This is a genomic window from Enterococcus sp. E5-37 (assembly GCF_035726925.1).
Classification (GTDB): Bacteria; Bacillota; Bacilli; order Lactobacillales; family Enterococcaceae; genus Enterococcus_B; species Enterococcus_B faecium.
This window is the reverse complement of sequence record NZ_JAPMLG010000010.1, coordinates 30760-43317: the sequence shown is the minus strand read 5'-3', so window position 1 is coordinate 43317 and position 12558 is coordinate 30760. Positions and strand designations below refer to the sequence as shown.

The window sequence follows — 12558 nt, the reverse complement described above, 5'->3', positions numbered from 1 at the left end:
TTTATTTTAATACATCATTTAAAGCTTCACTCATTGTTGGATGAGAATAGATTTGATCTCTCAATAACGTATAAGGAAGTTTTCCATTCATAGCTAGCGAAATCAAGTTGATGACTTCATGAGAATCTTCCGCATAGATACTTGCCCCTAGAATCAAGTCAGTTTCAGGGTCGACTAAAACTTTGAATACACCTTTAGGATCTTCTAATACTTGTGCTTTAGGGACACCGCTTGTCATATACTTGAATAATTTGTAATTGACGCCTTGTGCTTTGGCTTGTTTTTCTGTTAAACCTACATTGGATAAAGTCGGAGTGATAAATACACTGTAAGGCACAGCTTTCCGGTTATTCGTTGTTCGTTTATTCTCGCCCTTCAACTGATCCATAATGATTCGATAATCATCTAGAGAGATATAAGTGAACTGCAATCCGCCTTTGACGTCTCCAATCGCCCAAATGTTGTCTGCATCTGTACGAAGGTATTCATCCACAGCGATTGCTCCGCGATCTGTTAGTTTAACATCTGTATTTTCTAATCCAAGTGATGCTGTACTTGGTTTTCTTCCAGTTGCAGCCAAAACTTTTGACGCTTGGATTGTTACTTCTTGGCCATCTTCTGTAAAGGTGACGGCAGCTGTTGATTCTTGGTCTGCTACTTGATCTACAGATACACCTAGATGGAATTCGATTCCCGCATTTGTCATGTCTTCTAAAATCATTTGCGCGATATCTTCATCTTCACGAGGAAGAAATTCAGGATGGGCATCAAGAACGACAACTTTAGATCCGTATTCATTGAACATTGATGCAAATTCCAAGCCAATATATCCAGCCCCGATGATCACTAATTTTTCCGGTAATTGTTCCTGATCCATCGCTTGAGTAGAATCAATCAAGTAGCGACTTGTATTCAATCCTTTAATTGGTAAAATGATTGGTTCAGAACCAGTATTGATGAAAATCCGTTCGCCTTCAACAATCACTTTTTCGCCATTATTCGTCACTTCGATTTGATGGTTAGAAAGAAAACGTGCTGTACCGTCCATCACTGTCCCAGTTGCCTCATCACTGATCATATGATAATTTTTGGCTCGAAGCATGCCCGTCAATTTTTCTTTCCGAGCAACAGCCTCTGTAAAGTCGATTCCTCTTTCTCCATTGAAAATCAATGATTTAGAAGGAATACAGCCGATGTTGATACATGTTCCGCCATACATACGTGTTGACTTTTCAACGACTAAAACCGATTCACCTTTTGAAGCTAACGCCTTCGCTAAAGTCTTACCGCCCTTTCCAAAACCGATCACAATATTTTGATATTTTTCCATCATTTTTCCCTCGCTTATTTTTTACCTACCGATTGGTACAAAAATATGATAACCGATAATCGTCTATTTTCCAAATCATCTGCTTTATTTGTCAAAAAAAACCAGACAAAAAGCGGTCCTTTCACGTTTTTAGTCTGGTTCGATTTCCTTTATTCTTCTAAACAATCGTTACTCCTACATCGATATTTCCTCTAGTTGCTTTGGAGTAAGGGCAGAATTCATGCGCATCTTCTGCAATTTTTTGGGCTTCTTCTTCGCTGATGCCATCGATATGCACTTCTAATACTACACCGATCTGATAGCCGCCATCATCTAAATTATAAAGAGAGACACGTGCTTTTACTGTGGACTCTGCTGTCATTCCTGCTTCTTTGATCATATGTTGTACCGCCCCATTGAAACAAGAAGCATAACCTGCTGCAAATAATTGTTCTGGATTTGTTCCTTCTGCATGGATTCCTGGAGGAGTGATTTTCATATGCATCGAGCCATTTGGTGCCTCGACTTCTCCATTGCGCCCGCCATGGTTGATCATTGCTGTTTCGTATGCTTTTTTCATTGTACTGCTCCTTTCGATTGACCATTTGCTACTTGGCTATAATTATAGTGTATGACAAGTAAGGCGCTTTCTACAAAAATTCTGCTTATTCGAATACCAGAATGCCGTCTTCTACTATTTTTCCAAAAAACAAAAAAATACTACTCGTGAACAACAGCGTCATATTTGTTCCAAAATAAATAGCAATCTTTTCTACATAATCTTTTATATGATTGATTTTAAGATACATATATACCAGAAAGTTGACCCCATAAACCAATACTGTTAAAAAAATAACCATATTCGTTACCATTTTTTCCTCCTTTTGCTGGTCTCCCTACCAGCACTCGATTTAACCATACCACTTTTTTTGCCGTCCAAGCAACTAGCCTTTCAAAAAGACTGGTTTATTCTGCTGTTAATGATTCAAGATCAGAAAAATGTCCGAATAATTTTGCTAATTTTACTAACGCCAACTTATTCTTTCCGAATTCATCATTTTCTATCTGTAATACTAGTAACGGCTCATGTAAGCTTAAACGGATCAAAAACCAGCCGTTTCCGTATGGCTCTTCTAGATCATATCGAATACCTTCTTCATTTTCCGGGTCGAAGTTCATCCCTTTTTCTTCTTCCAACAGTCGCTTCATTTCTTCTAATATCTTGTTTCCTTGTTCGCGTGGTTCATCGCTGAACAATTTTAATCGGATTTCTTGTACTTCTACGGGCTGTTTCAACTCTTTGATTTGTTCATCTAATGTGATACCTTTTCTTTTTAATTCTGGCAAAAGCATCAGGATCTTTGCGATGACATATGCACCATCATCCAGAAAATAGTTTTCCTTGAATGCAGCGTGTCCGCTTGTTTCGATGGCTAGCTGTGTATCTTTCCCAAGACGGTTAAGTTCTAATGCTTTATTGATTACATTTCGATAGCCGGAAATATAACGAACTTGGATGCCTCCTTTTTCTTCAATGAATCTTTGTAGATGAGAAGAAGTAGGGGAATTCGTCACGATTCTTGTTCCTGGATGCTCTTTTAATACGATTGTACTTAATACTGCGATCAAATTATTTCGATTGATCACTGTTCCAGAAGCACTGACAACTGCAGAACGATCCACATCTGTATCGAAAATGATCCCAAGATCTGCTTCATTTGCTAAAACAGCCTGCTTGATACTTTCCATCGCTTCTTTATTATCAGGATTTGGGATATGATTAGGAAATCGGCCATCTGGTTCCAAAAATTGGGAACCTGTTGAATCCGCACCTAAGCTATTCAATACTTTTTCAGCAAAGAATCCACCAGCACCATTTCCGGCATCAACAATGATTTTCCAACCATTTAGTGGTTTGCTTTCTAGTGTTCCAATCCCCTTTTTAATTTTTGTGACTAAATCTTGCGCATAAGGTGTCAAAAGGTCTGCTTTTTCTACGCTTCCAGTTTGTTCGCTTTTTATTTTTTGCTGCTGTGATAGGATAAAAGCAATATCTTCTTTTTCTGCTCCTCCTTCTGAGGTAAAGAATTTTATTCCATTATAATAATAGGGAAGATGGCTAGCAGTCAGCATAACCGCAGCATCGCACGAGAACTGTTCAAATTGAGTGGACATAAACATAGCAGGCGTAGTAGCTAATTCGAAATCGATGACATGTATCCCTTGTTCTTTCAGACTTTGGATCAACGCCTCTTTCAGTGCTGGTCCGCTTATCCTACTGTCATGACCAATCCCAATCGTCCATTTTTTATTTGGATTGGTTGACTTCTTCTTTTTCTTTATCCAGTTTGCTAGTCCCCAGCCGATCTTTTTTACCATGTCTGTCGTCAAGTTTACTTCATATCCTTCAACTGGTAATGCGATTCCTCGAATATCCGATCCATTTTGTAGCGCTTTCATATCTTTCATATAAAAGTCCTCCTCATTTATTCCCTCATTTTTTCCAGCTTTTCTGCAAATCGCTGTGCTTCTTCTTCTGAGCGGCAAATAATAATGAATGTATCTACACCGGCCATCGTTCCGACAACTTCAGGGTAAGCCACTTCATCTAGCCAATTCGTTACCACATCGGCACCATTTCGTTCAGTCAATACGATGACCATGAACTGAACAGACTGGATACGCAAAACCTCGCGTCTAATTGCTGTACGCAAACGTTCTTCATTTAAAGAAACAGATGGCTGGTTAAATAATGTATAGCGTACTATTTTGTTTTCATTTTGACTTTTTACTAACTTCATTTCTCGAATGTCTCGAGAAATCGTTGCTTGAGTCACATCGGCGCCTGCTTCATGCAGCCGCGCAAGCAGCTCTTCCTGTGTCCCAATAGGTTGTTCTGTAATGATCTGGCGGATCAGTGCTTGTCGCTGTTTCTTTTTCATATTAGACACCTCTCAATGTTGATTATAGCAAAAGATAAGTAATATTTCTTCATATTTTGGTATTTTTTACTTTTATTTTTTGTTTTCATTCAGGTTGCTAACCTTTTTCTATTTTAACACGCAAAATCGTCTTCATTTTTTCAGGTGCTGATTTTCTTGGATCGCTGATGTAAATCTCTTTGTGTTCTTTAGAAGCTCTTTCATAGCCTTCTTTTGCGATGAATGCTTCTAATTTCTCAAACGTTGCTGGTTCTTCGTCATAGGGCCCGACGTGTAAGATTTGGGCACAAAGACCTTCTTCCATCTTTTTGAATACTACTTGTTCTTTCAAGTCTTCCGGAAGTTTGCTAGAACGCTGAATGGCTTCTTGTGCTATCGCTTCTGTAACAAAGTCAGGCTGTCGGATCATCAATTGATAAGAAAAATGTTCTTTTTTCATCACTGGTTCATGCAAATACTTTTCTTGCAGTCCCCATTGTCCTTCCAGTGGATAGACAGTATACATCTGATAATCAGGAATCAGCCAATTTTTTTTAGGCGACATGCGTATTGCATAGCTGACTGCATATAGACAGGCTACTCTTCGTTTAAAGTCTTCCTGATTCGGGTCGCCGATCCCTCTGATTCTAAAGAATGGTTTTTTAGGAACCTCTAGTATTTGCGGGCTTTTTTTCATACTATAGCTCTTGTCTTTACGCCATTCAATTTTTTCCATTTTTCTTCCTCCGCGAAATTCCATTTAGTTATTTATTATCATACCTCTTTTTGAGTGACTTGGCTAATCGTGTTGACACTATTTTTCAGTTTGTGCTAGAATAAGTTAAGTAAATAAATCGTACAGATAACACGTTTCGGCGTGTCGAGAGAGAGGCGGTTTCTATTTTTATAATAGAAATCACTCTCTTTTTTTACGAAATTTTTTAGAGGTGATGTAAATGACAAAACAAAAACAGCTGCTTTTAGTACCTGCAGTAATTGCAACAGGGATGATGTCTTTTGCGGGCGTATTGATCGAGACGGCCATGAATGTAACTTTCCCAACTCTTATCAGACAGTTTGATTTAACGACTGCACAAGTCCAATGGGTAACAACGATTTATCTTTTGATGATTTCGATCATTGTTCCGCTGTCTACTTATTTGAATCGCAATTTTAGTCTCAAAAAACTCTTTTTAGCTTCAAATCTGCTTTTCTTGGCAGGTATAATGATCGATTTCTTCTCTCCTACCTTCATGGTCCTATTGTTTGGTCGATTGCTCCAAGGTGCAGCGACAGGTATCGCTCTTCCGTTGATGTTCCATATTATCTTGACATTTGCCCCCCTCAATCGACGAGGCGCGATGATGGGTGTCGGTACTTTGACAACGGCCATTGCTCCAGCAATTGGTCCCACTTATGGAGGCATTATGACTTCACATTTTACATGGAATCATATCTTCCTGTTTCTTGTGCCCGTTTTGATTCTTTCTTTGATTATCGGCTGGTTTGCTATTCCCGAGATGGCAGTACAAAAAAGTGGTTATTTGGATTGGATAAGCGTTTTAGGAATTTGTCTTTTTTTTAGTGGAAGTCTAACATTTTTGAGTACGTTGGGAACAGTTTCCAGCTGGATTGCTTTAATCATCGGCGGTATTGGCTGGTTCCTTTTTTACTATCGAAGTAAAAAAGTGGAGCATCCGCTGATCCGACTGTCTATTCTTTCAAATAAAACATTCCGCTTGTTTTTGATTGGCTTCTTAGTTTATCAGTTTTTATTACTTGGTGTATCTTTTGTCTTGCCGAATTTCCTTCAGATCGTTCAAGGAAGTAGTCCTTTTGTCGCTGGATTAGCGATGCTTCCCGGCGCAGCGGTTGGTGCTTTGCTTTCTCCTTTTTCCGGGAAAATGCTGGATCAATATGGTCCGAAGAAGCCAATTTTTGCTGGACTGATTCTTTCTTTGATTGGTTGGCTAGCATTATTCCTACTCATAGGACACGCTTCAGTGGGTGTATTGATTGCTTGTCATGTGTTTTATATGATCGGTATCGGATTATCTTACAGCAATATGATGACCACCGGAATGAATGCACTGAATGAAGAACTACAAGGAGACGGGAACGCAATGTTCAATACCTTGCAGCAGTTTTCTGGCGCTGTGGCTACTTCATTAGTAGCGGTCATTATCAATTACGTCCAGCATCATACTTCCCATAACTATGAAGTGTCTACTACATTAGGATCAAAAGCAGCATTAGGCGTCTTGTTGCTGTTGCTTCTCGTAAGCTTTGCTCGATTCGCCTATTATCTGTTCTTTGCTAAAAAAGCGTAGATTCCATATACGGCAGGTGTTGCATCTGCCGTTTTTTTGTGTGAAAATGGTTGTTTGTAAAAGGAGGCTTTTTTATGGAAAAAATTGCCATTATCGGTGGCGGGATCATTGGTATGACCCTAGCCAGTTACTTAGATACATCAAAATTCAATGTTGCTTTATTTGATGAAGGGACAGGACAGGCAACTAAAGCTAGCGCTGGGATTATCTCCCCTTGGTTGTCGAAACGCAGAAACAAACAATGGTATCGTCTGGCTAAAGACGGCGCTGCTTTTTTCCCTAAACTTATAAAAGATTTCCAACTTGATCAAACGATTTACGCACAATCAGGGACACTTTTGCTTCGACCTGAAAAAGATTTAGCTGAATTGGCTGTTCTTGCCGAGAAACGAAAAGAAGAAGCGCCAGAAATTGGAAACATCGAATGGCTTTCACCTGAACAAACATCTCAAGCACTTCCGTTATTGAAACCAGCAGTTTCACTGCGTATCAGTGGTGGTGGTCGTCTGGATGGAAAAGCATATTTAGAACATCTTGGTCAGCGTTTAGCACAAAAACAAATGGAGCAGATCCAGGCAAAAGTCACTTTGCATAAGAAGAGCGATTCTTGGCTCATCAAGGGACCGTTTGGAGAATACACAGCTGATCGTGTAATTTTGACACCTGGCCCGGCACTTAAGCCTTTATTACAAGAATTAGGCTATGCTGCAGATATACGTCCGCAAAAAGGGCAGCTCTTAGCATTTCAGACATCTTATAAGATGAGTCAAGACTGGCCTGTTGCTATGCTTGACGGAGAAGCTGATTTCATTCCTTTCATGGATGGAAAGATCCTTTTAGGTGCTACCCATGAAAACGATCAAGGCTGGGATTTGGCTCCTACTAGCGAAGCTTATAAGGGATTGACTAAGAGTACAGAACAGTTCTTGACTGATCCAGATCAGATAAAAAACTGGCCATACGAGTTCCGTGTAGGTACCCGTGCTTATACGTCAGATTTTTCCCCATTTTTCGGCGTACTGCCAGATGATCCAAGCTTACTGGCTGCTAGCGGTCTAGGCTCTTCTGGCTTGACCACAGGTCCTTATATCGGCTATCTATTAGCCAACTTCTTAAATACTGGTCATTGGCCTACGGAAGATTATCAAAAGGACATCTCCACCTATATTACGAAAAATCCATCATAGAAAAACAGCTTTTTCAAGTAAGGATCCCGAGCGATATTGCGCATGGATTACTTCTTGAAAAAGCTGTTATTTTAGTTCAATTTCTGAATCAAATTCTCCAAACTTTCTTTTGCTTCATCTGGCAAGAGATCTTTTCCTATCTGAGCTTCAATGAATCGTAAACGAATATCAAGTCGTTGTTTCACCAGATTTTTATAGGACGTATCCTCAAAAGAAACAGGAAAATCTGGTATAGGTAAATAGTGGATCTCTTCAAATGGACCAAACGACTTGAATTCTGCCGTTTGTTGCACGATTCTTTCAACGATTGACAATGTCGTTTCAGGTTTGATTTTTTTATCATCGAAATATCCAGTATTCAGGACATAGCAGGCTGTTTGCTGTTTCAAAAACAACTCTCGAAAAGCTTGATAGTCTTCCCTAAGAGGATAGACACGGAAAGGATTAGCAAATGGTTCAATGACTAGCTCATCTAGCTGTCTTTTTGTAGTGATATTTTCCGCGTCTGATCGTTTTGTTGCTAATGTTGCACCAAAAGACGCTGCTAAAACTGGGTCATTGATCTTGATAATTGGCGGAAGCGAATCATCTTTCATGATCCAAAAAACAGCATCGATCTTTTCGCTAAGATGATCGACTCGGTCGGGTGTCGCATAACGTGATTTGACTGTCCGCCATTTCCGTTTCGTATATCTCCTGTTACTAGGACTTTTTCTCCTTTACTTGTACATGTCACGCCCACATTCTGACAAGTAAGGAAAGAAGAAATGGCCGGATCATCAGACGGATAGTCTTGTGTTTTATCAAAGTAAGAAGGTTCCAAGGCAGTAGCAAAACCATTTTTTCGAGAAATAACGAAAGCATCGTCATGCAAGATCGTAACAGAGTGACCTTCCGTATGTTTTGCTAAGGTGATCGTTGATTTTCCAGAACCGGACAATCCAAATACAGCCATCGTATAGGTCTGGTCATTACTAGCATATTGTTTCATCCCACCGTGGCAGGCAATAAAGCCATTGCGATTTCCCAATGCCCAAGCAAGCGTCAAAGTCGCTTTTTTTAATTCTCCAAAGTAACGTAATCCTAGCACAGCCGCTGTATTATGGAGAGCATCAAACAAGATGAGTCCATTGGGAAATGTTTCATGTGTCCACTCGGGATCACAAAAGATATAAAGATCTCCCTCATCAAAGGAAACAGACTTTTGATAAGTCTCTAAGATCTTCGAATTCGCTGGCTGAAAATTCAGCAAATAAGAATACAGATTGTTCTCAAATCCTTCTGGAATCAGCAAATGACTTTGCACAGAAAATTCTTCAGATAGGCCAACGATTACTTTTGTATGGTAAAACTGGCGCTTGCGACTTTGATACACAGCTTCTCTTAAAATTTTCTCATATTTGCTTTGTTCCTTGTCTAAGTCCTCAAAGATCCGCCGAGCACTTGCTGTTCTTCCCACAATGCTTCCATCATTGAATACTAGTGTCCTGACATCAGCTGGTAAATCTAGTTCTTCAGCATGTGAGATTGTTAAATCTGTGATGATCGTTCCTGGACTCCCTTTTGCTAGTTGATAAGCTGTCTTCCTGTCAAAAACTTCTTGAACATTATTACCGTAAAATGCCGTTTCAACAATCGATCGAATACTGGATAACAGTGGATTTCCACTTGTGATTTCGTCTAATTCGAGACTCTCTTTTGTACTCATGGCTCCTCCTCATTCCCTAAACAAAAAAACGTTTCCTTTATTATACATTATTCGAGTTTTTATTTGTACTGCTGCGCTGTGGGAAGCAAACGAGTTATTTTTCACACAAAAAAAACCGAGAACTTGAATAAACAAGTTTCTCGGTTTCATCATTTTCCTTTTATCGGCTTAGTACCAGCCGTTTGCTAACCAGAATGTTTTAGCAGCATCCCATGAACCATAACGAGATGTTACATATTGTTCTGCTACACGTTCTTGATTGGCAGCTGAATAGTCGCCGTTTAAGTATGAAGCATCTAATTGATAACGGCCGATGTAACGTCCGTTAGTAGCTGTGTATGAACCGCCTGATTCTTTTTGTGCGATCCATTCTTTTGCAGAGCTTGAAGTTGGCGCTGTTGTAGCAGCTGGGGCAGCAGGAGCTACTTCAACTGTTTCAACAGGTGCAACGTATGTATGTTCTTGCGTTGCTGTTTCAGTTGTAGATGCTGTATTTTCTGTTGTTGCTGAAGAATCATTTGAAGTTGGGATTGTTAATTGTTCACCAACATAAATGCGGTTGATGTTTGCGATCGAATTTTTTTCAGCAATTGCATCGATCATTGAGTTGTCTCCTGCAAATTTTTGTGAGATCTTAGATAATGAATCACCTGATTTTACTGTATAAACTTCATCAGCGTGAGCATTTGTAGTTCCTACAAACATTGCAGTAGCACCAGCAGCAAAAGTTGTACCTAAAACAATTTTCTTAAATGAATTCATATTAAACTCCTTTTTTTCTCCGTTTTTTATTCTTTCGACGCTATTAACTTTATCATTTAGAAATATTTCATAGGTAAAAGAATCATGACATTTAATGACAAAATGACGAATTATTTAATATTTGTAACATTTAAACAAATATTTTTTTGATACAAAACCATAAAAGCCTTGTTGTATAAGCAAAGTAATCGTTTTTCTATGTTTTTTTATTTTTGAATGAAAAACGCAGATTCTGTAACATTCACTGCAATAATCCATAAAAAAAAGCAAAAAAATTTTTGATTTTTATCAAATTCTCTTAAAAAAATGTAAAAAATACAAAAAAACCAGTAATTGTTACAACAATTACTGGACAAAAACTTTGAATAATGTTAACTATTTTTTTATTTTAACTTTCTCCGCAATAATTTCTGGGCATGTTCCAATTCGTTTATAACGACTTCTTCTGTTTCTTTAGCTAATATTTCATCTAATACATCAAGCCATTTTTCCGGTTCTTTTGTTCCTAGACGTCCAATAGCCCAAGCTGCTGTTCCTCTGATGACAGGGCGGACATCTATTAAACATTCTGAAATCTCAGGCAATGCCGTTCGATCACCTAGATTAGCTAAAGCAATCAATGCGTTTCTCTGCAAAGGTTTCTTCCCACGCCATGAACCAGCTAAATGCCCAAATTGCTGTTTGAAGTCTTTATTAGACATCGAAAGCATCAGCTTTAATTTTGGATATACTTCGTCTACTTTTGGTTCCATCTCTTCATGAAAATGAAAATCTTTTCCTTGATTGTAAGGGCAGACTAACTGGCAGATATCACATCCATAAATGACATTTCGCATTTTTTTACGATATTCTTCCGGCATCATCCCTTTTGTCTGCGTTTGATAAGATAAACATCGCTGGGCATTCATTCTTCCATCACCAAGCAATGCTTTTGTCGGACAAGCAGTCACGCAGCGCATACAGTCACCGCAACCAAATTCTCCTGGTTTATCAGGCTCAAATACAATATTAGTAACGATCTCACCAAGATAGACAAATGAACCAAACTCTTCAGTGATCAACAATCCGTTTCGTCCAATAAATCCTAAACCAGCTCGCTGTGCTACAGCGACATCGATCAGTTCTCCAGTATCTACTTGCGGAGCTAGACGCCATTCCTCTTCTTTTTGCCATTTTTCTGCTCTTGTTTGGATGAATTCGATCAATCGGTTCAAACGGTCTCTGAGTATATCATGGTAATCGATCCCCCAAGAAGCACGAGCAAACTGTCCGCGTTTTTCATCCCTAGGCACTTCTTCATGGATCCTAGTAGGATACGCAAGTGCAATGGAAATGATCGATTTCGGCTGATCAAATGTCATTTCTGGATAAAGACGCTCATCGATATTTGGATGTTCAAAGCCAGAAGTATGGCCAGCTGCTTTTTGTTCTTCCAACGATTCTTTTAATGAATCAAAAGGCTCCGCCGTGGTGAACCCGATTTTGTCAATTCCTAATCGTTTGCTTTCTTGTATGATTTCTTCTTTTAATGTCATGGTCTTCCTCGCTTGCTGTTAACGGCTGTATAACCCATAATATAGTTTTTCTTTTTTCAGCTGGACAAACTGGATCTGCTGATCGGCAATCTTCTTTTCTTCCATCCATTTTTTTCTTGCAGCAAATACTTCCCAATAATTTGTTGAAATTAATTTTCTTTTGTTATCTAATGCATTAAAAAAATTCAATGAAACTGGTTTTGTACTTAACAGTTCATGGAGCCTTACCTCTTCCCATGGCGAAAACTCAGACAGATCGCGGGAATACAATACTTCTTCATAGAGATTTTTTTGCTGTGTGTACGTGAATGTTTGCGGGATTTTCCCAGGCCTGGCAATTTCTACTAGACGATTATAAAACATATTCATTAATTTGCTGTTGGCAATAAATTGACTTTTATAATAGGCCGACTGGATCTTTTTGATTACTCCTTCTGCTTTGATGACTGAAAATAATGCAGGCCATGCTTTGACGGTTATTTCGTCGTTTTGTTTAACTAATACGCCAGGTGTGAAGCCGACTGGAGAAAGGAACACAAAATAACCGATACCGGTATTTTCATCTAAAGGCTGAAATTCATCAAACAACCATTTGCCTATGTACAGCTCTTCATCTGGTTCTGTTGTCTCATTTTGATTTGCTATGAATAATTTAGCTAATTCTGCTTCAAGAAATTGAAGGTCTTGATCCTTGTCGGTATTTTCTTGCTGGCTGATCAATCGAAAGACTTCTTCTTTAATCGTATATTTATCTTTACGTGTAAAATTCATAGCCACACCTTCCTTACTCTAACTATAACGGAATT

Annotated in this window: 11 protein-coding genes and 1 pseudogene; 2 read left to right on the top strand and 10 right to left on the bottom strand. The window is 38.9% G+C overall.

Translation table 11 applies throughout. The features are described 5' to 3' along the window. Position 1 precedes the first annotated feature (1 nt). The 6 genes from OS138_RS09375 to OS138_RS09350 all read right to left on the bottom strand — a co-directional run bounded on the left by OS138_RS09375 (position 2) and on the right by OS138_RS09350 (position 4966). Positions 2–1333, bottom strand: a complete 1332-nt coding sequence (locus tag OS138_RS09375) for an FAD-containing oxidoreductase (RefSeq protein WP_010727422.1) — start codon at positions 1331–1333, stop codon at positions 2–4. Positions 1334–1487: 154 nt separating this feature from the next. Further along, the gene (locus tag OS138_RS09370) at positions 1488–1889 is read right to left on the bottom strand and encodes an organic hydroperoxide resistance protein (protein WP_325070052.1); all 402 of its coding nucleotides are present in this window, start codon (positions 1887–1889) and stop codon (positions 1488–1490) included. 85 nt (positions 1890–1974) lie between these two features. Next, a complete protein-coding gene (locus OS138_RS09365; protein ID WP_002293677.1) occupies positions 1975–2181 on the bottom strand; it encodes a hypothetical protein in 207 nt (68 codons plus the stop codon). A 94-nt stretch (positions 2182–2275) separates the two neighbouring features. Continuing rightward, entirely contained in the window at positions 2276–3778 is a 1503-nt protein-coding gene (locus OS138_RS09360; protein WP_325070051.1) for a phosphomannomutase/phosphoglucomutase, read from the bottom strand. Positions 3779–3795: 17 nt separating this feature from the next. Continuing rightward, a complete protein-coding gene (gene argR / locus OS138_RS09355) occupies positions 3796–4251 on the bottom strand; it encodes an arginine repressor (protein ID WP_002286829.1) in 456 nt (151 codons plus the stop codon). A 97-nt stretch (positions 4252–4348) separates the two neighbouring features. Further along, positions 4349–4966 (bottom strand): GyrI-like domain-containing protein, encoded by a 618-nt coding sequence (locus OS138_RS09350; RefSeq protein WP_325070050.1) that lies wholly within the window; start codon positions 4964–4966, stop codon positions 4349–4351. A gap of 220 nt (positions 4967–5186) precedes the next feature. Between OS138_RS09350 and OS138_RS09345 the strand changes: the two genes are divergently transcribed. Further along, positions 5187–6560, top strand: coding sequence for an MFS transporter (locus OS138_RS09345; RefSeq protein WP_086324487.1), 1374 nt, complete (start codon positions 5187–5189; stop codon positions 6558–6560). 74 nt (positions 6561–6634) lie between these two features. Then, the gene (locus OS138_RS09340; protein ID WP_002286834.1) at positions 6635–7747 is read left to right on the top strand and encodes an NAD(P)/FAD-dependent oxidoreductase; all 1113 of its coding nucleotides are present in this window, start codon (positions 6635–6637) and stop codon (positions 7745–7747) included. Between the two features lie 71 nt (positions 7748–7818). Here the strand turns inward: OS138_RS09340 and OS138_RS09335 are convergent. The 4 genes and pseudogenes from OS138_RS09335 to OS138_RS09320 form a co-directional block, all read right to left on the bottom strand. Beyond that, positions 7819–9455: pseudogene (locus tag OS138_RS09335) on the bottom strand (phosphoenolpyruvate carboxykinase (ATP)). Between the two features lie 168 nt (positions 9456–9623). Continuing rightward, a complete protein-coding gene (locus OS138_RS09330) occupies positions 9624–10217 on the bottom strand; it encodes a LysM peptidoglycan-binding domain-containing protein (RefSeq protein ID WP_325070047.1) in 594 nt (197 codons plus the stop codon). Between the two features lie 383 nt (positions 10218–10600). Then, positions 10601–11752 (bottom strand): tRNA epoxyqueuosine(34) reductase QueG, encoded by a 1152-nt coding sequence (gene queG / locus OS138_RS09325; RefSeq protein WP_325070046.1) that lies wholly within the window; start codon positions 11750–11752, stop codon positions 10601–10603. 18 nt (positions 11753–11770) lie between these two features. Next, positions 11771–12523, bottom strand: a complete 753-nt coding sequence (locus OS138_RS09320; RefSeq protein WP_002286840.1) for a hypothetical protein — start codon at positions 12521–12523, stop codon at positions 11771–11773. Between the last annotated feature and the right edge of the window lie 35 nt (positions 12524–12558).

Coding starts and splice junctions, on each gene's coding strand:
- OS138_RS09340 (WP_002286834.1), top strand. CDS start 6,635: ATGGAAAAAATTGCCATTATCGGTGGCGGGATCATTGGTATGACCCTA.
- OS138_RS09330 (WP_325070047.1), bottom strand. CDS start 10,217: ATGAATTCATTTAAGAAAATTGTTTTAGGTACAACTTTTGCTGCTGGT.
- OS138_RS09345 (WP_086324487.1), top strand. CDS start 5,187: ATGACAAAACAAAAACAGCTGCTTTTAGTACCTGCAGTAATTGCAACA.
- OS138_RS09365 (WP_002293677.1), bottom strand. CDS start 2,181: ATGGTAACGAATATGGTTATTTTTTTAACAGTATTGGTTTATGGGGTC.
- OS138_RS09350 (WP_325070050.1), bottom strand. CDS start 4,966: ATGGAAAAAATTGAATGGCGTAAAGACAAGAGCTATAGTATGAAAAAA.
- OS138_RS09320 (WP_002286840.1), bottom strand. CDS start 12,523: ATGAATTTTACACGTAAAGATAAATATACGATTAAAGAAGAAGTCTTT.
- OS138_RS09375 (WP_010727422.1), bottom strand. CDS start 1,333: ATGATGGAAAAATATCAAAATATTGTGATCGGTTTTGGAAAGGGCGGT.
- queG (WP_325070046.1), bottom strand. CDS start 11,752: ATGACATTAAAAGAAGAAATCATACAAGAAAGCAAACGATTAGGAATT.
- argR (WP_002286829.1), bottom strand. CDS start 4,251: ATGAAAAAGAAACAGCGACAAGCACTGATCCGCCAGATCATTACAGAA.
- OS138_RS09360 (WP_325070051.1), bottom strand. CDS start 3,778: ATGAAAGATATGAAAGCGCTACAAAATGGATCGGATATTCGAGGAATC.
- OS138_RS09370 (WP_325070052.1), bottom strand. CDS start 1,889: ATGAAAAAAGCATACGAAACAGCAATGATCAACCATGGCGGGCGCAAT.